Here is a 22355-nt window from a genome sequence, read left to right on the forward strand (position 1 = left end):
TTATAGCTTAAAATAATGTTTTTGGCTTGTAGATAAAAGAGACGAAGATTAAGATAAAGATGTTTCATTGGAAAAATTATGCTATTATATTATTTAGAATAAAGGGGTGAATTGAGTGGCAAAAAAAGAGAAAGAAATTGAAGAATATATAACGCATTTATATGTGCATGTAAATGATATCGAGCATTTTGTGTTGTTTAGTGGTATTACTGTTCACCAGTTTATTCGGCAATTCTCAGACTTGCCCGCTCTTTTATTATTAAAGCATGAATACGAAGAAGCATCTTTTAATATTCATACACAGCTGGAGTTTGTTGTGCATGATCAATATAATCGCTTTTTAAAGGATTTTGCAGAAAGACCAACCGCTTTATGCTTATTAGATTTTACGGATGAACGTAAGTTAAATATGTTATCTCCTCAAGAGCAAGCGGAGCTGCTTTATATCGCACATAAGAAAGAGACGTTACGTTTACCTTTTTATCATCATCTTCAAAATAGATTTGTTTATTTGACGGATGAGAGTGAACAGATAACGAAAATATATTTCCGCGATTCAGAAGACTTCCATCAATTGGTTGCTAGTGTGTTTAACCAACAAGTTAGTGAAAAAGCAAAAAACACTGCTTTTTGGCGTAAAAAAAACAACGTCGTTTTACCGGAATTGACGACCCAAAAAATAGAAGCATATGCCGACTACTATGAGGATGGCGTCCTCATGTCTTTATGCAAAATAGGGAAAACCAATTATGGAATTGAAATTAGAAGCTTACCCGATAATATATTTCCAGATGAAGTGCTAGGCGATTTAAAGCATCATTTAAAGAAGCCTGCTGATTTTTTAATCCAACTTTAATGTTAAAACCTTTTGCAATTAGCTGCAAAAGGTTTTTTTATAGAAAAATATTAAGTAGGGGGTACGTGGCAACCATAACATCTCTTAAGAAATATCGATTTTAACAGTAAACTTGTGACTAATATGGTGGATTGTAGCGAAAGGGCGGCGACTCCAGCCGGAATAGCTTGAGCTGAAGACCCTGGACTGAGCGTAGCGAAGGAAGCGGCTGAAGCCAAGCCGGCGGAAAGCGTCCGCCCTGCATCGGAAATCCTAGCGGACACTTCAATCAACTCACTACCGCGCGGTTTCCCTATAATGCGAAACACATATACTTAATCTTCTTAGCTCATTTTGTTTTTATTATTTCCTTAATCTTTCTTGTGCTAAAATGAGTGAATGTAATAGAACAGAGGTGTTTATAAGTGGCTTGGTTATTATTAATCATTGCAGGGTTAACGGAAATCGTTTGGGCGATTGGCCTTAAAGAAGCGAATGGCTTTACGGAGCTAGTGCCTTCTATCATTACAATTGTCTTTTTAGTCGTAAGTTTTTTCATATTTGCAAAAGCAATGAAGACGATTCCAATTGGAACGGCATATGCTATTTTTACAGGGATCGGTGCGGCGGGAACTGTAATTGTAGGGATTCTATGGTTTCATGAGGAAGTCAGCTTCGGTAAGCTATTCTTTTTAGGTGTATTACTCATTGGCATCATTGGGCTAAAGCTAGTGGATGATGAAGAGGAGGTTGCCTAATGGAGTGGATTGTGTTAATTGTTGCAGGTCTATTCGAAGTAGCATTCGTGGTCAATATGAAGCTCTCAGATGGTTTTAAAAATGTGAAATATACCATTTTTACTGTGATTTCAGCTTGTTTAAGCTTTTTCCTCTTATCACTTGCTCTAAAAGATATTGCGGTAGGCACTGGATATGCAGTATGGACGGGAATTGGAGCAGCTGGAAGTGTATTAGTAGGTATGTACTTTTTCCATGAGAAAAAAAGCTGGAAAAAGTTATTCTTTTTAAGCTGCATTATTTTTGGTGTGGTAGGCTTGAAATTATTCGGATAGGTGTTCATCTAATGATGCGGTCCGTGATAAACTAGTAGTATCCCAAAACGTGGAGGTTAGTTAAAAATGAAAATAAAATTAGGCTTATTATACGGTGGTAAATCTGCTGAGCATGAAGTGTCGTTACTTACAGCAAGAGCAGTATCCCAAGCGATAAATTTTGAAAAATACGAAGTATATCCAATATATATAACAAAAACAGGTGAATGGATAAAAGGGAGTGTTTTGACAGGCCCTGCGGAATCCGTTGAATCACTAAAGCTTGGTGAGGCAGTAAGCAAGCCAAATAATATTTCAAGTTTCTTACCAGTAGAAGGAAACGACGATTCTCAGCTAGATGTTATCTTTCCATTGCTACATGGTCCAAATGGTGAAGACGGCACTGTGCAAGGTTTACTAGAAGTGTTGAATTTGCCTTATGTCGGAAATGGTGTTCTTGCGTCTTCTGCTGGAATGGATAAAGTAGTCATGAAGCAACTTTTTGAAGTAGCAGGATTATCCCAAGTTCCTTACGTGCACTTCATTCGTAAAGAGTGGAAGAGTAATCAGGAGACGTTTATTCAAAAAATGGAAGAAAGCTTAAAGTGGCCATTGTTCGTTAAACCAGCTAATCTGGGATCGAGCGTAGGAATTACAAAAGCTACGAACAGAGAAGAGCTGATTAAAGCAGTGGAATTAGCCTTCAAATATGATCGTAAAATTATTGTAGAACAAGGCATTAAAGCACGCGAATTAGAAATGAGTGTGCTAGGAAATGACAATCCAAAATGTTCTATAGCTGGGGAAGTATTGCCTACAAAAGATTTTTATGATTACGAAGCAAAATATGAAGATGGTACGACAAACTATGCTATACCAGCTGTAGTATCTGATGATTTGCTTGAGAGAATGGAAGATGCAGCGATTCGTGCATTTAAAGTACTTGATTGTTCTGGGCTTGTTCGTGCTGACTTTTTTGTGACGGATAAGGAAGAAATTATTATCAATGAAGTAAATACAATGCCGGGTTTTACGCCGATTAGTATGTATCCGAAGCTTTGGATAGAGTCTGGTTTATCTTATTCGGGTCTAATTGAAGAATTAATCATGCTAGCTCTAGAACGTTACGAGGAAAAGCAACAGCTTGAGCATTCGAAGGACGGAGAGTGAGCAATTTGAAGAAAAGCTTAGCAGAAATCGCAAACTGGTTAGGGGAAGAGGTTTCTTTTGAAAAAAATCCTCTAGTTACAGGCGTTTCGATTAATACCAGAACATTGCAGCCCGGCGATTTATTTATCCCTTTTCGTGGGGAAAATGTAAATGGCCATCGTTTTGTGCAAGATGCATTTGATAAAGGAGCAGCAGCGTCTCTTTGGTTAAAGGATGAACCAAATCCTCCAAAGGATGTTCCACTTTTATTTGTCGAAAGTGGCGAAAAAGCACTACAGCAAATGGCGGTAGCGTACCGGGAAGAATTGAGTGCAACTTTTATAGGAATTACAGGATCAAATGGTAAAACGTCAACGAAGGATTTAGTGGCAGGGATTCTATCTCCATATTTCCGTGTAAAAAAGACGGAAGGTAATTTTAATAATGAGCTAGGATTACCTTTAACAATTCTTGCCCTTGATGAAGATACGGAATTTGCTGTATTGGAAATGGGGATGAGTTCATTTGGTGAAATAGAGTTTCTATCCAAGCTTGCTAAGCCAAAGTATGCGGTTATTACAAATATAGGCGAAGCGCATATGCAAGATCTCGGCTCACGCGAAGGAATTGCAAAAGCAAAGTTTGAAATTATTGCAGGCTTACAAGAAGCCGGAAAACTTTTCTATGATGGCGATGAACCATTACTACGTCCATTTATAGAAAATACCCCATCCCTACATTCCATTTCTTTTGGTACAGAGGAAGCCAATGATCTGCGTATTGTAGAAGTGACATTTACCGAACAAGGAAGTAAGTTTCGTACAGACGGCTTGATCAACGAAGAGATGTCCATTCCTATTCTTGGGGAGCATCAAGTGAAAAATACATTAGCGGCTTTATTGATCGCAAAAGAAGTTGGGCTTACTTCAGAGCAAATGCGGGTAGCATTAAAGGAAATCGTATTGACCGATATGCGTATGCAAGTAATAGAGGCAGATAATGGAGCAATTTTCATTAATGATGCTTATAATGCAGCGCCAACATCGATGAAAGCAGCGATTTCTTTTGTAGAGAAGTCGACGATTAAATCAGATAAATGGCTCGTACTTGGTGATATGCTGGAACTTGGCGAAAATGAAAAGCAATATCATGAAGAGATGAGCGCCTATATCTCAGATAAAGTGTTTACTGGTGTTTGTTTATATGGACCGAGAATGGAGTGGCTATATAAGAAATTACTAGAGCAGTTTAAGGATAAACAGCTTATCTGGGTAGAAAATGAATATGAGCAAATCATTTCGCACATAAGACAAAGAATAGATGCAGACTCCATTGTTTTAGTAAAAGGATCACGTGGTATGAAGCTAGAACAGATCATCGAACCGTTTAAAAAGTAAAATTTAGAAAGGAGTAGGGCAATATGAAAACAGGCGTCCTTTGTATTCACGGTTTTACGGGTGGACCATATGAAGTACAGCCATTCGTGGAATTTTTACAGGAAAGGACAGACTGGACAATTATTGTCCCTACACTTCCTGGTCATGGAGAAACGTTAGAATTACAAAAGTTAATTGCGGAAAATTGGTTGATGGCTGCAGAGCTAGCATTAAGAAAACTTCTAAAAGAAGTGGACGAGGTATACATTGTTGGATTTTCAATGGGTGGGATTATTGCCATGTACTTGGCAATCCGGTATCCAGTTGCCAAACTTATTTTGTTAAGTGCAGCAGCTAAATATATTTATCCTACACAGCTCTTGCAAGATATTAAAGAAATGGCAAAAGAAGCAGTGGAAGGAAAACTTGAGGACAATATATTGTACAAGCGATACAGTACCAAATGGAAAGAAACACCGATTCGGGCAACGCTTGAATTTATCCGTTTAGTACGTATAGTTGAACCCTATTATAGCCACATTAAAATACCGGTCTGTTTAGTCCAGGGTAAAAAAGATGGCATAGTCCCTTATACAACCGCTGAGTTTTTATTTGACCAAATTGGTTCAGAGGAAAAAGAACTGATCTTTTCCGAAACAGGTAAACACCATATTTGTTACTGTGAGGATTGCGAAGACTGGTTTTATCGAGCGTTAAATTTTTTAACCGAAAAAGGAGTGGATAATTAAACTAATAATTATAACAGTTGCTATTTCGTTGCAACGAGTAATAAGGCATGATATACTACGTTTAGAGCAATGGATACATTTTGTGTGAAGACTCTTCAGCTTTAATTGAAGAGTACTTTTTTTTGAACATAACGGTTTGTTTAGGTAGTAGGGATGAAATCTCTCTCAAACGAACCGCTCGGCAAAAGACCGGGCTTTCCCTTTATATAAGACCCCTCTGAACTGTAAACCACAGAGAATTTTAAGTAACGGAAACGTTCCTCGTATAGGCTCGAATTTGCCGCAATTTCATCTGAAAATGTAACCATTTGTCAAAACACAAGAAAAAGGAGATTAAAATTTTGACAAATTTTTCAGAATTAAATATTAGTGCTTCTACATTGAAATCCGTTCAACGTATGGGATTTGAAGAAGCAACACCAATCCAAGAAGGTACTATTACACATGCTATGGGTGGACGCGACGTTATCGGTCAAGCACAGACTGGTACGGGTAAAACTGCTGCATTTGGTATCCCTATGATTGAAAAAATCGATACTAAAAATCCTAACATTCAAGCGTTAATCATCGCTCCAACACGTGAACTTGCAATCCAAGTTTCGGAAGAGCTATATAAATTAGGGTATGATAAAAAAGTCCGTCTATTATCTGTTTATGGAGGCCAAGAGATTGGTCGTCAAATTCGCGCCCTTAAAAATAAACCACAAGTAATCGTTGGTACACCTGGTCGTATTTTGGACCATATTAACCGTCGTACATTGAAACTTGATCAAGTTCAAACACTTATCTTAGACGAAGCAGATGAAATGCTTAACATGGGATTCATCGAAGACATCAATACAATTTTAGAAAGTGTTCCTGATGAGCGTCAAACGCTATTGTTCTCAGCTACAATGCCAGGACCTATCCGTAAAATTGCAGAAAGATTCATGAAAGACCCAGTTGAAGTAAAGATCAAGTCTAAAGAAATGACTGTTGAAAACATTGAGCAATTCTTTGTAAAAGCGCATGAGCGTGAGAAATTTGATATTTTATCACGTATTCTAAACGTGCACCAACCGGAACTTGCAATTGTTTTTGGCCGTACAAAACGTCGTGTAGATGAATTAGCGCACGCATTAAGCATCCGTGGTTACCTTGCAGAAGGAATTCATGGTGATTTGAGCCAAGCGAAACGTATGTCTGTATTAAAACAATTTAAATCAAATAAAATCGATATCCTAGTTGCGACTGACGTAGCTGCGCGTGGATTAGATATTTCTGGTGTAACACATGTTTACAACTTTGATATTCCACAAGATCCTGAAAGCTATGTACACCGTATCGGTCGTACAGGTCGTGCAGGGAAAAATGGTGTAGCTGTAACATTCGTAACACCAAGAGAAATGGGTTACTTACGTATCGTTGAAGATACAACGAAAAAACGTATGACTCCTCTTCGTCCACCAAGTTCAGACGAAGCACTAGTTGGTCAACAACGTGTAGCAATTGAATCATTAACAGAAATCGTCAATAAAAATGATTTAGGTGATTACCGTACACTTGCTGCGGAAATGCTTGAAAAGTTTGAAGCGGTAGATGTAATTGCTGCAGCTTTAAAATCAATGACAAATGAGCCAGATGATACTCCGATCGCTCTTTCTGAAGAGCGTCCATTACCTGCACGCAGAGAGCGTAGCGGTGGAGGCGGTTCTCGCTCTGGTGGTGGTTACAAAGGTGGATCTCGTTCTGGCGGACGTAGCTCATCAGGACGCTCAGGCGGCGATCGCGGATTTTCTCGTTCAGGTGGCGGTTCACGTCCTAGCAGCTCGCGTCGTAGTAGCGGTCCACGTGACGGTTCTACTCAACGTAGCACTAGAACTCGTTCACCACGTAACGAAAACTAAAATAATATTTGTTTATAAGATGAATCGCGCATTTCGATGCGGATTCATCTTTTTTTATTCGGACATTCACCCAACTAAAACATTCTTCTATAATTTGAAACATTTCCCCGCTGAAATCGTATACAATACAAGGGAAGAGGTGTTGATAATGAGAGCAGAACCAATAAATAGAATATCTAAAAAAGGACTACGTGTATGGCGAATCTATGGGGTTTTCCAAACACTTATAGCATTGTTACTCGGTATAGGGGTGGGGATTATTAACTTCTTTACTGGTGAGTACATTTGGCTGTACATAGTAGTTAGCGTAATTGTACTAATCATTGCATACTTACTCATTTATTTATTTCCGAAAGTCAGATGGACGCGGTGGAGATATGAAGTAAGAGAGCAGGAAATAGAACTGCAGCACGGTTTGTTCGTTGTGAAGCGTACTTTAGTGCCAATGGTTCGTGTCCAGCATGTCGATACAGAACAAGGACCAATTTTACGAAAATATGATTTAGCATCTATTACAATTTCCACAGCAGCAACAAATCATACGATACCGGCATTAATTACCGCAGAAGCGGATGAACTCCGTGGCAGAATTTCTGTACTTGCAAGGGTGGCGGAAGATGATGTCTAAAGAAAAATATAAATTACATCCAATTTCTGCAGTTATAAACTTTGCAAAAGTATTAAAAGAAATGATTATCCCTTTTATTGTAGTTATTGCGTTGAATGGTTTTGGAGGAAGGGAGGGTGCTGGCGATTGGTCCTCCTATATTACCTATGGCATCTATGGAATAATGCTAATCTTTTTGTTGGTTAGTGGCATTATCAAATGGAAACGATTCAGATATTGGTTTGAAGAAGAGGAGCTTCGTATCGAGTATGGTTTGTTCGTAAAGAAAAAGCGATATATTCCTTTTGAACGTATTCAAAGTTTGAACTATACAGAAGGTATTTTCCATAGACCGTTTGGACTTGTAAAAGTAAAAGTAGAAACAGCTGGCGGCGGAGCGACAAAGGAAGCGGACGCCGAGTTAACAGCCATTACAAAAGTAGCAGCAGAACAAATTAAACTGGAAATGCTACAAGCAAAAAATAAATTAACGGAACCAATAGACTACTCTTCGGAAGTACAACAAGTAGTAAAAGCGGAAAGGCAGTCCATTTTTAAGATGTCTCCGAAAGACTTATTTGTGCTTGCAAGTACTTCTGGTGGGGTGGGAGTATTTTTCTCTGGGTTAGCTGTCTTTGTTTCTCAATTTTCAAATGTCATTCCATATGAAGCGATTTATGAAGAAATTGTAGTATTTATTCGTTTTGGTGCACTCATTGTGGCATTGGTTGTTTTTGTTGTATTGTTAATCGCTTGGATTGTTTCCGTTGTACTTACTTTTATAAACTACTACGAATTTACGATTATAGTAGAAGATGAAGAAATTATTATTACGAGAGGGTTGTTAGAGAAGAAAAAAGTAACGATCCCACTTTCCCGAATTCAAGGGGTAAGAGTTGTTGAAAATCCCCTGCGTCAGCTAATGGGCTATGCATCGGTAATTGTCGATAGTGCTGGAGGTTCTTTAGCGGAAAAAGATGAAAAAATACGTTTGCTTCCACTTATTAAAAAAACGAAGATAACGCCAATTTTACAAGAAATATTTCCAGAGCTCCAGTTTGATCCTATCCTCACGAAAGTACCGAAAAGGTCAAGAAAGTTTTTCTATCGATTAGATTATATATGGATGATCCCGGTTGCTGGGGCAGTTAGTTATTTCTTTTTTCCTTTTGGATTACTTTCGCTTTTGTTATTCCCACTAAGCTATGGTCTGGGTGTTTGGCAACAAAAAACAGCAGGCTATTATTTGAATGAACGTCAGTTGGTGATACAATATCGACTCTTCAGTAAAGTAATAGTATGGATGGAGAAAAGAAGGATTCAGTCTATGACGGAGCGTGCAACCCTTTTTCAAAAGAAAGCAAACGTTTCATCTATTATCACAACGATTAAATCTGGTGTTTCGGGAGCGTCTACAACAATCCCACATATCGAAAAAACGGATGCAGAAATGATTTTAAATTGGTACGAACCCCATCGAAAAATAACCATAGAAAAAGAACAGCCACTAGACTAGGCTGTTCTTTTCTTATGCTTTTTGAAATTGTAGGATAGATGGTAAGTCACTGTATAGAGAAACTGCGTGAGCTGAAGACCCCGCAGGAGCGAGAGCTCCGAAGAGGCTGAAGCCATGCCCGCGGAAAGCGTCCGCCCTGCAGCGAAAATCCTAGTGGTCACCTAAATAGAGCTTGCTACCGCACAGTTTCCCTAGAATGTCATCCTCTGACTTTTCTTTCAAGAGATAGAGCGCAATAAGATAACATAGAAAAAAAGAGGCTTGTCATGACCTCAGTCACGATAAGTCTCTTTTAAGGATCAAACGGTATAATAATCAGGAAGTCCATCCCAAAACCTGTGAAAGGAATAAGATTTTTATTCTTTTTACTTCACTGCTCTAAGCTTACTTTTACGTTTCCTCCAAGCAGCAATTCGTTTTGGATGAAAATAGATAATGCCAAAAATAAAACCTGTGATTAGACCTGCAATATGTGCAGTGGCATTAATATTAGGCTGAAGAAATGTCATAATAACACCAATAACAATAATAGGGACAATGATTTGCTTAAGCTGTGGCAATAGATTTCTCGTATAGTAAACTAAAGCTCCAAAGGCACCAAGAATACCATAAATAGCTCCACTCGCACCTACGCTTACATAGTTCCAATCGTGTATTAAATATGTAGCAATACTACCGACTAAACCAGCTAACAAATAGATGGTTAAGAAACGCGCTTTACCTGCAATTTGTTCTAGCTCTGGTCCAAATAGATAAAGAGAGAACATATTGAATAACAAATGAAAAAAAGTCGCATGTAAAAACAAGGGGGTAACTAGACGCCAATATTCCCCTTCGCTTATAAGTAAGTTAAAGTGAACACCCTGAGAGTAGATTGCGTCTCCCAGAACGGGGATATTTGTTAAAATATAAATAACAATATTTATAGCAAGCAGAGTAGAAACGACTGGATAGAATTTAATGTATTGCTTGAAATTTTCTGTTCTTGTAAACATTATTTCACCTCGATTTTTCTACTAATATTATAGCTTGGATAAGCTACATTTGAAAAGGAGAAACCCTTATGATTACTGGAATAGGTTTAGACATAACCGAATTATCGAGGATAAAAAAAATGAAAGAAAAAACAAGTAAATTTGAAGCACGTATTTTAACGAATTCAGAAATTGCTCAAATGCAAAATTTATCTGCTTCGCGACAATTAGAATATCTAGCGGGACGATTTGCAGCAAAAGAAGCATTTTCGAAAGCATTAGGAACGGGAATAGGAAGAGAATGTAGTTTTCATGATATTGAAATCCTCAAGGAAAATAACGGGAAACCAAGTCTTTATTTTAAAGGAAACCAAGTGAATGGCTTTGTCTCTATTACTCATACAAAAGAATATGTAGCTGCTCAAGTAATTCTCCAATCATAACCGGTCGTCCAACTACATACAATGAACGAACGCAGTGATAATAGAAAGGATGGACTGATTGAAAAGCCGAGTGGCCAAACTGTTATTTGTATTAGCAATGATGATCCTGGTACTATCTGCATGTGGAGCTGAGTCAAAAGAAGATGTATTAAAAAAATTGAGTAATAAGTGGGTGGATGCAAAAGGATATGAGTTAACTGCGGAGATGAGCATCTTAACTGGTCAAGAGCCGAGAGTGTATGACGTTGAAGTTTGGCATACAAAGCCTGATTTTTATCGCGTGAAAGTATCCGATGCGAATGCGGAAAATACACAAATGATCGTACGTAACACAGAGGGAGTTTTTGTTGTAACACCAGCGCTTAACAAAACGTATAAGTTTCAAAGTAACTGGCCAGCGGAAAATAGCCAAGCATACCTAATAGGTTCGCTTGCGCAAGATATTAAAAAAGATAAAAATTCTACATTTAAAGAAGAAGGAAACAACTATGTATTTGAAACGAAAACATCTAATAATCACAAAAACATGCTACCAACTCAAAGAATCTATATTGATAAAAAGACTTTATTGCCAAAAGACGTTGCAATCTTAAATGAAAATAAAGAAGAACAAATTCATATAAAATTCAAACAGGTATCACTTGGTAAAGCGCATGCAGCAGGAGATTACAAGATTGAACAGTCAGCACCAACTGGAAAAACGGAAGAGGGTACTGTAGAAGCTTCTGCGGAAATGGAAAACAAAGAATTTGAAACACATTACCCAATGATTAAGTGGGAAGGTGTTCACTTAATCGATGAAAAAGAGATGAAAGTAGACGACGATAGACGAGTTATTTTAACGTTCAGTGGTGAAAAAGAATTTACAATTATTCAGCAGCTAAGCGATCCAAGCGTATCTTCTACAATCCCAGTGTTCGCACCAGGGGATCCTGTAGATTTAGGTGTAGCTGTTGGAGCGGTAACAGATCAATCGCTTACTTGGGAACAGGACGGAATGTCATTCTTCATCGCATCTACATCATTAACTAAAGAAGAAATGATTGAAGTAGCATCATCTATGACGATAGCTGGATTGAAATAAATTTATATTTGACGACTTCTTCTCACTAGTAGGATAATGAAACGAATAATAGTAAAACATACGGAAAAAGAGGGAAGTCACATGTCTCAGCCATACTACCGTCCAACATTTATTCAAGTAAATTTACAATCTGTTAAGTCTAATATCAAGCATTTAAAAGACAACTTACCAAAGCATACGAGCATAATGGCTGTCGTAAAAGCAAATGCATATGGCCACGGGGCGATTGAAGTTGCAAATGCAGCCTTACAAGCAGGAGCTACTCAATTAGCCGTCGCCTCACCGGAGGAAGCAGTTCAGTTAAGAGATGCAGGAATTACTGCTGATATACTTGTTCTTGGAGCTTCCCCGATCTCTTTTTTACCCATTGCATCAGAACGCAACATCACATTAACAGCATATTCCTACGAGTGGTTATTTGCTACACGTCATTTTACAAAATCATTTAAAACACATGTTAAAATCGACAGTGGTATGGGGCGAATTGGCTTTGTACAGCAGGAAGAATTGCAGAAAGCACTTGCTTTTGTACGCGATAGAAAGTGGATAAATGTAACGGGGGTTTTTACCCATTTTTCGACAGCGGACGAAGAGGACGATACTCATTTAAAGAAACAAATCATTGCATTCGAGCAGATGCTTGATTTATTTGAACAACGACCTGCGATTGTCCACACTTCCAATAGTGCTGCTACGCTTAGAATTCCTAGCCAACATTGGGATGCTGTACGTTTTGGGATATCGATGTATGGAATCGCACCATCACCTTGGATTGATGAAAACCTCCCATTTCCATTAGAAAAAGCACTTTCACTACATACGGAAGTAGTGCATGTGAAGAGAGTGAAAAAAGGTACTCCGATTGGCTATGGTGCATCATATATGGCTTCATCGGATGAATGGATTGCAACCCTTCCGATTGGTTATGCAGATGGATTTCTTCGAAAATTGCATAACCAATCAGTATTAATTAAAGGTAAAAGAGTGCCAATCGTTGGAAAGATTTGTATGGATCAGTGTATGATCCGTTTAGACGAAAAGGTGGATATCGGTGAAAAAGTAGTGTTGCTAGGGAAACAAATGAATGAAGAGATTAAGATAGAAGAATGGGCAAACGCTTTGCAGACAATACCATATGAAATTTGTTGCACCTTTTCCAATAGACTTCCTAGATTATATAGTGAATAATTCTTCGACAAAACTCGAACTTAGTGAATGATTTGTCTAACCATTTCTTATAATGTCTTTTATTATGCCTCTAGTAATGGTAAGATTAAGTATATTGTCATATAGGGAAATGTTTTGTCGGAGGTGTTTGCTGTGGTAAGTAGAAAAAAGAAAAAGGAAGCAGTTATAGAGCTTCCAAAGCAAATGGTTAGTGAAGGAGTAAAGGTTTTCAAACAATCATTCGCTACTAGTGAAAATATAGCTCGTGTCCAAGCAAATGAATACATTAAGAAAGGCCAGGCAAATCTTATAAGAGAAGCGATGATGAAAGGTTATGTTGAAATGTCTCATATAAACTTATCCATAAGTTCGGAATGTTTACATGCTGAATATGAAGCGCAACATACGACAGAGCGACTCGTAAGTGGAGGATGAAAACTTGATCGTAAAACGTGGGGACGTTTTTTTTGCAGATTTATCACCTGTAATCGGGTCTGAACAAGGTGGAACCAGACCCGTTTTGGTGATTCAAAATGATATAGGAAATCGATTCAGTCCTACTGTTATCATTGCAGCAATAACCGCACAAATTCAAAAAGCAAAATTACCAACACATGTGGAAATCAATGCGAAACAGTATGATTTTGAACGAGATTCGGTTATCTTGTTAGAACAATTGCGTACAATAGACAAATCTAGGCTGACGGATAAAATTACACATTTAGATGAAGATGTTATGTGTGAAGTTGATCATGCATTAGGTATTAGCTTAGGGATTGTAAAATTTTAATACATAGACAAAAACGCAATGTGTAGCCGACAAATACGCATTGTGTTTTTTATTTTTTACCTTAAAAGATGTAAATCAGCTCACTATTCGTTAAACTATAGTTACGACTACTTAAAAGAGGAGAGGTAAGTTAAAGCATGAATAGAGAAATAGCAATATACATCCAAAAAAACATTGATAAGATTTTAGAAAGATGGAAAGCAAAGATGGAGGACGATCAAGATGACCGTTTCTTTCAAATAATGTCCGATCAAGTCATTGATACTACTGTTCGCGAATTCGGGGAGCTAATGGTTTCTAGCTTAACGGCAAGTGAAGAAACCTATGATGAAAAGCTGAAGGATTTTTCTATTCAAATTGTTCGTTATGGCTGGTCGATCACTTTTGTACTTAGAGCTCTTAATAATTTCTCAGAAGTAATTTACGAAGAAATGGAAGAAGAGGGATCGCTAAATGAAAGCAATTATAAATCATTTAGAGAAGTACTGACAAATTGGATAACACCACTTAATCAGAGTGTCGTTGATGCATATTCAAAAGTGTGGGAAAAAACTGTAAATTTACAAAAGATTGCCTTGCAAGAACTATCAGCTTCGCTGATTCCTGTATTTGATAAAATCTCTGTCATGCCGTTAGTAGGTACGATTGATACCGAACGTGCAAAGCTTATTATGGAAAACTTACTACAGGGTGTGGTGAAACATCGTGCAGAGGTTGTGTTGCTTGATATCACCGGTGTTCCAGTGGTGGATACGATGGTTGCACATCATATTATCCAGGCGGCAGATGCTGTTCGTTTAGTAGGTGCCAAATGTATGCTGGTCGGAATTCGTCCAGAAATTGCACAAACAATAGTAACACTTGGTATAAATTTGACTGACTTTACTACGACAAGTACATTGCAAAGAGGAATGGAACAAGCCCTGGCTTTAACAAATAGAGCAATTGTAGAGGTGAACGTAAAATGATGACAAGAATTCCAATTTTAAAATTAAGAGAATGCCTAATCGTTTCAATTCAATGGGAATTAGATGATCAAACTGCGTTAGCATTTCAAGAAGACTTGTTGGCAAAATTGCACACGACTGCTGCAAGAGGAGTAGTACTTGACTTGACTCCAATCGACTTTATCGATTCGTTTATCGCAAAAGTACTAGGAGATGTCATTAATATGTCGGGGTTAATGGGGGCAAAAGTAGTCATAACTGGTATTCAGCCTGCTGTTGCCATTACATTAATCGAGCTAGGTATTAGATTAGAGAATGTGGTAACAGCACTAGATTTAGAAAATGGATTGGAAAAATTAGAACGAGAATTGGAGGACTAGTCCATTATGAACTTAAGGTCTTCTGTTGATATCATAACTGAGTGGGATATTGTTGCTGCTAGACAGCTTGGAAGAAATGAAGCGAAGGATGTAGGTTTCGGTACAGTTGACCAAGCTAGGATTACAACAGCGATTAGTGAACTTGCTCGTAATATTTATTTATATGCAGGAAAAGGTAACATAGAAATAAAACAAATTGCAGAAGGCAATCTTAAAGGGTTAGAAGTCATTGCATCTGACAAAGGCCCCGGTATAGCAGATGTCCGTAAGGTGATGGAAGATGGATTTACAACATCCGGTGGATTAGGAGCTGGACTTCCGGGTGTAAAGCGGCTAATGGATGACTTTAAGATTGAAACAGTTTTTGGAGAAGGTACGGTGATTAGTGCAACAAAGTGGTTGAGGTAAGGAAGGTGAAGTAATATGGAAGAATTTAAAAGACAATATAAAAAGATATTAGAACAGTATATATTGAAACAGACGGAACATAATTTATATGAAGGTCAAAATATTAGTAGACAACTTATACAAAAAAATATCTCTCCTGAGGAAGTAATTAGTATACATAAGGCATCACTAGAAGAGATTATGTCTGATTTAGATGGAGATGTACAGCATTCTTTTGATCTACTTATTGAAGTAATGATACGTTATGGACTGGCACTTAAAGAACATCAGACGTTGATACAAAAACAGCAAAATATTAAGATGGAAATGGAACTTGCTGCTAATGTGCAACAAACATTGTTAAAAACGAAAGTACCAAAAGAAATAGATTTAGATATCGGTATTATTACTGTTCCTGCCAAAGAAATGAATGGAGACTATGCACACTTTTTACATGACAACACACATGTAGGCATAGCAGTAGCAGATGTTATCGGAAAAGGTATTCCTGCTGCACTATGTATGTCCATGATTAAATATGGTATGGACAGTTTAGACGGAGCTGAAACAGATCCAGTAATTGTTTTAGATGTGATTAATCGAATCGTAGAGAAAAGTGTAAGCGACTCAATGTTCATTTCTATGTTCTACGGAAAGTATGATACTTCGAAAAGTGAATTTACGTATGCTTCGGCTGGACATGAACCTCCACTTTTTTATTGCTCAGAGACATCTAGTTTTACCGAGCTACAAGCAAAAGGTCTACTCTTAGGAGTCATTCCAAATGTAAGATATGAACAACATTCCATTACATTAAACAAAGGCGATTTTGTTGTGATGATGACAGACGGGGTAACAGAATGTCGTTCTAAAGAAGGGTTCATCGAGCAAAAAACGATTATGGATATTATTGAAAATGTTAGAGATCAGCCTGCCCAAGAAATGGTAGAGTATGTATTTCATAAGTTGGAAGAATTACAAGACTTTGAACAACGAGATGATTTCACCCTTGTGATTTTCAAAAAAATATAGTTTTTTTCGCAAAGATGTTTAACTTTAGTTGAATCGTGGTATTAAAACACTATATAGATAAAACGGGGGATAAAACACATGAATATTTCAGTTGAACTGCATCAAACAGACCTACTCACAGTTAATGGGATTATTAAAGGAGAAATTGATGCATTTACAGCACCAACTTTAAGAGAAAAACTTGCAGAGATTGACTTAAAAGAAAACCTACAAGTGATAATAGACTTAACGGATGTTTCCTACATGGACAGCACAGGGCTAGGAGTATTTGTTGGCTTTTACAAGAGCATAAATGCATCAAATAGTCATATGGAGCTAATCGGACTTTCATCTCGTTTAAAACGATTGTTTGATATTACTGGATTAGGGGAAATTATGGATATTCAAGCGAGCAGTGGAGAGGTGAAAATAGATGAAACCGTTTGATTATGTTGAAATTCGAGTGCCAGCAAAGCCACAATATGTAAGCGTAGCGCGTTTAACGATTTCAGGTCTAGCCAATCGTGTTGGATTTACATATGACGAGATAGAAGATTTAAAAATAGCTGCGAGCGAAGCAATTACAAACGCTGTTCAACATGCGTATTCCGAAGAAGAAGATGGCGAAGTTGTCATTGGATGTGCTTTATATGAAGAAAAAATGGAAATAATGGTAGCAGATCATGGAAAGAGCTTTAATTTCGAAGAAACAAAAGCTCAAGTTGGACCTTATAATGAATCAGAAGAAATATCCTTTTTAAGAGAAGGTGGCCTTGGATTATATTTAATTGAGACATTAATGGACGAGGTGAAAGTTCATCAACAGGAAGGTGTAACTGTATTTATGACGAAGCATGTCGGAATAGAGCAGGTGGATGGTAATGTCAAACACATCTCTTCCTAACAAGCAATCCAAGGAAAAAATTCTTGAATGGATAAGTGAATATCAAAACACTGAGAGTGAAGAAGCTCAGACCAATTTAGTATTAAATTATACAAGATTAGTGGAGTCCATCTCAAGAAAGTATTCAAATGGGAAATCACATCACGAAGATATTGTACAAGTTGGGATGGTAGGACTGCTTGGCGCAATACGAAGATATGATCCGGCATTCGGTAAAAACTTTGAAGCATTTGCTATTCCAACAATCATAGGTGAGATTAAACGTTTCCTTCGTGATAAAACATGGGCAGTACATGTACCGCGGAGAATAAAGGAGCTTGGCCCTCGGATCAGAGTGGCCGTAGAAACTTTAACAAGCGAATTCCAACGCTCGCCTTTAGTTCCGGAAATTGCTGAATACTTAAACGTAGAAGTAGAAGATGTATTAGAAGCTATGGAAATGGGAAAAAGTTATCAAGCATTGTCTATGGACCACTCACTTGAATCAGATTCTGATGGAAGTACGATTACATTATTCGATGTAATTGGAAAAACGGACGGGGAGTTCGAAAAGACCGATCAGCGGTTACTGGTAGCTAATGCTCTTGGTGTGTTATCTGATCGTGAAAAAGAAGTCATCCAACTTACATACTTGGAGCAGCTGAGCCAGAAAGAAACAGGCGATCGACTTGGAATTTCTCAAATGCATGTTTCAAGAATTCAACGAAAAGCGATAAAGAAATTACAAGAGGCAATATTAGCGTCAGGTGGAGTAGTGAATTGAAGAATTTTTCCGACGAAAAAGTTGAGCTGTTAGTATTTCAAGAAGCCAAGACGGGTAATTTAGAATCAGGGGATACATACTATGTGTCGAAGAACGAGAACTTCATGCTATGCGCCATTGCCGATGGTTTAGGAAATGGGCCAATTGCAAAAGAATCTGCAGATATTATCCCTGAGATTCTAGAGAAATATCCCGAAGAATCACTAGATGAATTATTGTTGCGATGTAATGAACGAATGGTTCAAAAAAGAGGCGCAGCTGTTGCAATTGTGAAGATAGATTATCATCTCCAAACTATCTCTTACAGTTGCATAGGGAATATCAAATTTTATATGTACCAACGAGAAACAGATAAAATGTTATATCCCTTACCTGTCATGGGCTATTTATCGGGAAGAAAACAAAAAGTAAAAACACAGACGTATGCATGTAAGAAAAATGACTTATTCATCTTACATTCGGATGGTGTAAACATGAATAGTCCCAAGAAAACGATAAAAAACGCACTTAATGCTAATTGTCTTTATCATTCGGTGCTCAATACAATAGAACATGGCGATGACGCTACGTTTATAGTAGGAAGCTTACTCTAGGAGGCATTAGAGTAAGCTTTTTTGTGTTAAAATAAACCTAATAAGGAAAGGGTGTGTTTGTTTTGGAAATGAAGAAAATGCTTCAGCTTGTTTCTAAAGAAACTGGCGTTAAATCATCACAAGCTGAACAGGTTATCAAATTATTAGAAGAAGGAAATACAGTTCCTTTTATCGCACGTTATAGAAAAGAACAAACTGGTTCGTTAGATGAGGTCCAAATAAAAGCAATTGAAGATCGCTACAACTACATACAACAACTAGAGCAGCGAAAAGAAGAAGTGATACGTCTTATTGACGAGCAAGGGAAATTAACAGAAGAACTAAGTAGCGCTATTCAAAATGCAACTGTTTTGCAACGAGTAGAAGATTTATATCGCCCATTCAAGCAAAAACGTAGAACAAAGGCGACGATTGCTAAAGAAAAAGGCTTAGAACCACTTGCGAGTCTATTGATGACCTTTCCAAAAGAGTCAGTTGCTGTTTTAGCTGAGGACTTTTTAAATGAAGAACGAGAAGTACTAACAATAGAAGAAGCTTTACATGGTGCACGTGACATACTAGCTGAGCAATTTGCGGATGATGCAAAAATTCGAGAACAAATCCGCAATATTTCACGCATAGACGGACAAATAATCAGTGCTTTGAAAAAGGCCGAATTAGACGAGAAAAACGTCTATGAGATGTATTATGAATACGCAGAACCGGTAAAAAAAATAGTTCCACATCGTATATTAGCACTTAATCGTGGGGAAAAAGAGGATGTTTTAAAAGTAAGTGTCCAAGTACCGATTAACAAGGTAACGACCGTTATGCAAACAGAGTGGATACCTAATCATTCATCAAGTGATGCAATAGAACATGTAAAACTGGCAATAGAGGACTCCTACAAACGCCTGATACAGCCTTCTGTAGAGCGTGAAATTCGAACGGAGCTTACTGAAAAAGCTGAAGCACAAGCAATTCATATTTTTTCAGAGAACCTACGAAATCTTCTATTACAGCCGCCGTTAAAAGGAAAAGTGATTCTTGGCGTCGATCCTGCATATCGTACTGGATGTAAACTAGCAGTAGTTGATGACACTGGTAAACTATTGGAGGTTTCCGCAATCTATCCGCATGCACCAAAAATGGATATAGAAGGTTCGAAAAAGAAAGTACTTTCTTATATTAAAAAGTACCCGATTTCATTAATTGCTATTGGCAACGGTACTGCTTCTCGTGAAACGGAGCAGTTTATAGTAGATTGTCTGAAAGAAGTTGATGGTGAAGTTGCGTACGTTATTGTCAATGAGGCTGGGGCAAGTGTCTATTCAGCATCTGAAACCGCAAGGCACGAGTTCCCTGATCTTCAAGTGGAGCAGCGAAGTGCAGTATCAATCGCAAGAAGATTACAAGACCCACTAGCCGAACTAGTTAAAATAGATCCAAAAGCGGTAGGGGTAGGGCAATACCAACATGACGTGTCACAGAAAAAATTATCCGAGTCGCTCTCTTTTATAGTAGAAACTGCTGTTAACCAAGTTGGAGTGAACGTAAATACCGCATCTGCATCGCTTTTACAATATGTTTCTGGTTTATCTAAAACAGTTGCAGAAAATGTGGTGAATTTAAGAAATGAGCAAGGAAGATTCACTTCCAGAGCTCAGCTAAAGAAAATACCTCGCCTAGGTGCAAAAACATATGAGCAAGCAATTGGATTTTTAAGAATCCCAGATGCAAAGAATCTATTCGATGCCACAGGAATTCACCCGGAAAGTTATAAGGCTGCCGAACAAGTACTAACAATTGTAGGATTGAAAAAAGAACAAATTGGCTCCAAAGAAGCGGAAGAGGCTTTAAAAAACATTTCAATAGAAGAGGTAAGTAAAGAATTAGAAATTGGTGACATTACATTAAAAGATATAGTAGACACATTGATCAAACCGGCTCGTGATCCACGGGAAGCTTTTCCACAACCTATTTTAAAAACAGATGTGCTTAAAATGGAAGATTTAAAAGCAGGAATGGAACTCCAAGGTACTGTTCGCAATGTGGTCGACTTTGGTGCATTCGTTGATGTCGGTGTCAAACAAGATGGACTTGTTCACATTTCAAAATTGAAAAAAGGTTTTGTCAAACATCCACTAGATGTTGTCTCACTAGGAGATATAGTAACTGTATGGGTAGATCAGTTCGATGCAAACAAAGGAAGAATTGCACTTACAATGCTTCCTCCAGAACAACAGGTATAATAAATAAGTAGTTGCCAATGTTAAAGCATTGGACAACTACCTTTTAACAATAAAGATCCAGCGCAAGCATCTTGCCTGCAATGCAGTCATAGATGCTTGCGTTTTTCAAATAGGGGTGAAAAAGTATGACAGATGAAAAATTGACTGAACTAGTTTGTAGTGTATCAAAAGAAGTTTTTAGGAAAGACTTTCGACATGATGCTTATTTTAATAAACGTCTTCGCACGACAGGTGGGAGATACATGTTAAGAACACATCATATAGAAATTAATCCGCTTGTTTTTGAAAAACATGGGATGGATGAATTGATCGGGGTAATTAAGCACGAGCTTTGTCATTATCATTTACATATAGAAGGAAAAGGGTATAAACATAGAGATGCAGATTTTAGAGAGCTTTTAAAAAGAACTAATTCTCCAAGATTTTGTTCAACTCTTGTAGAGCGGGAGGAGCGGGAAAGAAGTAAAATCTATACATATCAATGCGCAAAATGCTCTTTGTTATATAATCGGAAAATTCGTTTAAATACGAGTAAATACAGATGTGGCAAGTGTTTGGGAGACCTCATTTTAGTTTCTTCAAAAAAACTTAAATAAATTCCATAAAAGTAGTTGACGTTTTGTAAAAGGCTCTCTATAATAGAAAAAGTCGAGAAGAACAAAACGACAAAAAATATTCCGAAGTAGCTCAGTGGTAGAGCAATCGGCTGTTAACCGATTGGTCGTAGGTTCGAGTCCTACCTTCGGAGCCATTATTTGGCCCCTTGGTCAAGCGGTTAAGACACCGCCCTTTCACGGCGGTAACACGGGTTCGAATCCCGTAGGGGTCATTTCAATTTTATATCTTTAAAGGTCCCGTGGTGTAGCGGTTAACATGCCTGCCTGTCACGCAGGAGATCGCCGGTTCGATCCCGGTCGGGACCGCCATTTTGGGGTATAGCCAAGCGGTAAGGCAACGGATTTTGATTCCGTCATGCCCTGGTTCGAATCCAGGTACCCCAGCCATTTGTACGAGCCATTAGCTCAGTTGGTAGAGCATCTGACTTTTAATCAGAGGGTCGAAGGTTCGAGTCCTTCATGGCTCATCAATTTATTGTTGACAAATTCGATTGGCGAGAGTATCATAAGTCTTGTCCAAGTAAAACTACGCGGTCGTGGCGGAACGGCAGACGCGCTAGGTTGAGGGCCTAGTGGGGGATAACCCCGTGGAGGTTCAAGTCCTCTCGGCCGCACCAAAGCACACATTAAGCGCCCGTAGCTCAATTGGATAGAGCGTCTGACTACGGATCAGAAGGTTGTGGGTTCGACTCCTGCCGGGCGCGCCAATTAAACAATAATATTGAATTTTATATATGCGGGTGTAGTTTAGTGGTAAAACCTCAGCCTTCCAAGCTGATGATGAGAGTTCGATTCTCTTCACCCGCTCCATCAATTAAAACCATGAACATTGAAAACTGAACATGCAAAACGTTAAGAAATATAGCTTTTCAGATTAACTTGTTAGTCTGAAAGT

At 38.0% G+C, this 22355-nt stretch carries 25 protein-coding genes and 8 tRNA genes; 32 read left to right on the forward strand and 1 reads right to left on the reverse strand.

Annotated features, from left to right (window positions below; genetic code table 11):
* The first annotated feature begins 115 nt into the window (after positions 1-115).
* From OR571_RS02505 to OR571_RS02545, 9 genes are all read left to right on the forward strand, one after another.
* Positions 116-856 carry a hypothetical protein gene (locus OR571_RS02505; RefSeq protein WP_282241285.1) on the forward strand — a complete coding sequence of 247 codons (741 nt, stop codon included), beginning with the start codon at positions 116-118 and terminating at the stop codon, positions 854-856.
* A 404-nt stretch (positions 857-1260) separates the two neighbouring features.
* Positions 1261-1593, forward strand: coding sequence for a DMT family transporter (locus OR571_RS02510; protein WP_282241286.1), 333 nt, complete (start codon positions 1261-1263; stop codon positions 1591-1593).
* Positions 1593-1907 carry a DMT family transporter gene (locus OR571_RS02515; protein ID WP_282241287.1) on the forward strand — a complete coding sequence of 105 codons (315 nt, stop codon included), beginning with the start codon at positions 1593-1595 and terminating at the stop codon, positions 1905-1907. Before OR571_RS02510 ends, OR571_RS02515 begins: the two co-directional genes overlap by 1 nt.
* 66 nt (positions 1908-1973) lie before the next feature.
* On the forward strand, positions 1974-3056 hold the full coding sequence (locus OR571_RS02520; protein WP_282241288.1) for a D-alanine--D-alanine ligase: 1083 nt from the start codon (positions 1974-1976) through the stop codon (positions 3054-3056).
* 5 nt (positions 3057-3061) lie between these two features.
* Positions 3062-4432, forward strand: coding sequence for a UDP-N-acetylmuramoyl-tripeptide--D-alanyl-D-alanine ligase (locus tag OR571_RS02525; RefSeq protein WP_282241493.1), 1371 nt, complete (start codon positions 3062-3064; stop codon positions 4430-4432).
* 23 nt (positions 4433-4455) lie between these two features.
* Positions 4456-5160 carry an alpha/beta hydrolase gene (locus OR571_RS02530; protein WP_282241289.1) on the forward strand — a complete coding sequence of 235 codons (705 nt, stop codon included), beginning with the start codon at positions 4456-4458 and terminating at the stop codon, positions 5158-5160.
* Between the two features lie 341 nt (positions 5161-5501).
* Entirely contained in the window at positions 5502-7046 is a 1545-nt protein-coding gene (gene cshA / locus OR571_RS02535; RefSeq protein WP_282241290.1) for a degradosome RNA helicase CshA, read from the forward strand.
* A gap of 148 nt (positions 7047-7194) precedes the next feature.
* A complete protein-coding gene (locus tag OR571_RS02540) occupies positions 7195-7674 on the forward strand; it encodes a PH domain-containing protein (protein WP_282241291.1) in 480 nt (159 codons plus the stop codon).
* Positions 7667-9169 carry a PH domain-containing protein gene (locus OR571_RS02545; RefSeq protein ID WP_282241292.1) on the forward strand — a complete coding sequence of 501 codons (1503 nt, stop codon included), beginning with the start codon at positions 7667-7669 and terminating at the stop codon, positions 9167-9169. Before OR571_RS02540 ends, OR571_RS02545 begins: the two co-directional genes overlap by 8 nt.
* 365 nt (positions 9170-9534) lie before the next feature.
* Here the strand turns inward: OR571_RS02545 and OR571_RS02550 are convergent, their stop codons facing one another.
* Positions 9535-10164, reverse strand: coding sequence for a rhomboid family intramembrane serine protease (locus OR571_RS02550; RefSeq protein ID WP_282241293.1), 630 nt, complete (start codon positions 10162-10164; stop codon positions 9535-9537).
* A 68-nt stretch (positions 10165-10232) separates the two neighbouring features.
* On the opposite strand from OR571_RS02550, the gene acpS reads away from it, so the two are divergent.
* The 23 genes from acpS (at position 10233) to OR571_RS02665 (ending at position 22270) form a co-directional block, all read left to right on the forward strand.
* Positions 10233-10586, forward strand: coding sequence for a holo-ACP synthase (gene acpS / locus OR571_RS02555; RefSeq protein ID WP_282241294.1), 354 nt, complete (start codon positions 10233-10235; stop codon positions 10584-10586).
* Between the two features lie 58 nt (positions 10587-10644).
* Positions 10645-11670 (forward strand): LolA family protein, encoded by a 1026-nt coding sequence (locus tag OR571_RS02560; RefSeq protein ID WP_282241295.1) that lies wholly within the window; start codon positions 10645-10647, stop codon positions 11668-11670.
* A gap of 81 nt (positions 11671-11751) precedes the next feature.
* Positions 11752-12858 carry an alanine racemase gene (gene alr, locus OR571_RS02565; RefSeq protein ID WP_282241296.1) on the forward strand — a complete coding sequence of 369 codons (1107 nt, stop codon included), beginning with the start codon at positions 11752-11754 and terminating at the stop codon, positions 12856-12858.
* Positions 12859-12990: 132 nt separating this feature from the next.
* A complete protein-coding gene (locus tag OR571_RS02570) occupies positions 12991-13272 on the forward strand; it encodes a transcriptional regulator (protein WP_282241297.1) in 282 nt (93 codons plus the stop codon).
* Between the two features lie 4 nt (positions 13273-13276).
* Complete coding sequence (locus OR571_RS02575; protein ID WP_093271851.1) at positions 13277-13627, forward strand: type II toxin-antitoxin system PemK/MazF family toxin; 351 nt, start codon at positions 13277-13279, stop codon at positions 13625-13627.
* Between the two features lie 137 nt (positions 13628-13764).
* Positions 13765-14595 (forward strand): STAS domain-containing protein, encoded by an 831-nt coding sequence (locus OR571_RS02580; protein ID WP_282241299.1) that lies wholly within the window; start codon positions 13765-13767, stop codon positions 14593-14595.
* Positions 14592-14954, forward strand: a complete 363-nt coding sequence (locus tag OR571_RS02585) for an STAS domain-containing protein (protein ID WP_142539458.1) — start codon at positions 14592-14594, stop codon at positions 14952-14954. The genes OR571_RS02580 and OR571_RS02585 overlap by 4 nt, the downstream gene beginning before the upstream one ends.
* Positions 14955-14960: 6 nt before the next feature.
* Positions 14961-15362, forward strand: a complete 402-nt coding sequence (locus OR571_RS02590; protein WP_282241300.1) for an anti-sigma regulatory factor — start codon at positions 14961-14963, stop codon at positions 15360-15362.
* Positions 15363-15377: 15 nt separating this feature from the next.
* Positions 15378-16373 (forward strand): PP2C family protein-serine/threonine phosphatase, encoded by a 996-nt coding sequence (locus OR571_RS02595; protein ID WP_282241301.1) that lies wholly within the window; start codon positions 15378-15380, stop codon positions 16371-16373.
* 78 nt (positions 16374-16451) lie between these two features.
* Positions 16452-16799, forward strand: a complete 348-nt coding sequence (locus OR571_RS02600; RefSeq protein ID WP_142539461.1) for an STAS domain-containing protein — start codon at positions 16452-16454, stop codon at positions 16797-16799.
* Entirely contained in the window at positions 16786-17256 is a 471-nt protein-coding gene (rsbW, locus tag OR571_RS02605; RefSeq protein WP_142539462.1) for an anti-sigma B factor RsbW, read from the forward strand. The genes OR571_RS02600 and rsbW overlap by 14 nt, the downstream gene beginning before the upstream one ends.
* The gene (sigB, locus tag OR571_RS02610; RefSeq protein ID WP_282241302.1) at positions 17234-18019 is read left to right on the forward strand and encodes an RNA polymerase sigma factor SigB; all 786 of its coding nucleotides are present in this window, start codon (positions 17234-17236) and stop codon (positions 18017-18019) included. The genes rsbW and sigB overlap by 23 nt, the downstream gene beginning before the upstream one ends.
* Positions 18016-18612: a SpoIIE family protein phosphatase gene (locus OR571_RS02615; RefSeq protein ID WP_282241303.1), complete on the forward strand. Its 597-nt coding sequence runs from the start codon at positions 18016-18018 to the stop codon at positions 18610-18612. Before sigB ends, OR571_RS02615 begins: the two co-directional genes overlap by 4 nt.
* A gap of 62 nt (positions 18613-18674) precedes the next feature.
* Positions 18675-20843: a Tex family protein gene (locus OR571_RS02620; protein ID WP_282241304.1), complete on the forward strand. Its 2169-nt coding sequence runs from the start codon at positions 18675-18677 to the stop codon at positions 20841-20843.
* A gap of 125 nt (positions 20844-20968) precedes the next feature.
* The gene (locus OR571_RS02625) at positions 20969-21439 is read left to right on the forward strand and encodes a SprT family protein (protein ID WP_282241305.1); all 471 of its coding nucleotides are present in this window, start codon (positions 20969-20971) and stop codon (positions 21437-21439) included.
* Between the two features lie 80 nt (positions 21440-21519).
* A tRNA-Asn gene (locus OR571_RS02630) sits at positions 21520-21594 on the forward strand.
* A 6-nt stretch (positions 21595-21600) separates the two neighbouring features.
* A tRNA-Glu gene (locus tag OR571_RS02635) sits at positions 21601-21672 on the forward strand.
* Between the two features lie 21 nt (positions 21673-21693).
* Positions 21694-21769, forward strand: a tRNA-Asp gene (locus tag OR571_RS02640).
* 3 nt (positions 21770-21772) lie between these two features.
* A tRNA-Gln gene (locus OR571_RS02645) sits at positions 21773-21847 on the forward strand.
* A gap of 7 nt (positions 21848-21854) precedes the next feature.
* Positions 21855-21927, forward strand: a tRNA-Lys gene (locus OR571_RS02650).
* Between the two features lie 63 nt (positions 21928-21990).
* Positions 21991-22077, forward strand: a tRNA-Leu gene (locus tag OR571_RS02655).
* Positions 22078-22090: 13 nt separating this feature from the next.
* A tRNA-Arg gene (locus OR571_RS02660) sits at positions 22091-22167 on the forward strand.
* Positions 22168-22196: 29 nt separating this feature from the next.
* Positions 22197-22270: transfer RNA gene (locus OR571_RS02665), tRNA-Gly, on the forward strand.
* Positions 22271-22355 lie beyond the last annotated feature (85 nt).

The sequence above is a fragment of the Psychrobacillus sp. NEAU-3TGS genome, assembly GCF_029955155.1.
Lineage (GTDB): Bacteria > Bacillota > Bacilli > Bacillales_A > Planococcaceae > Psychrobacillus.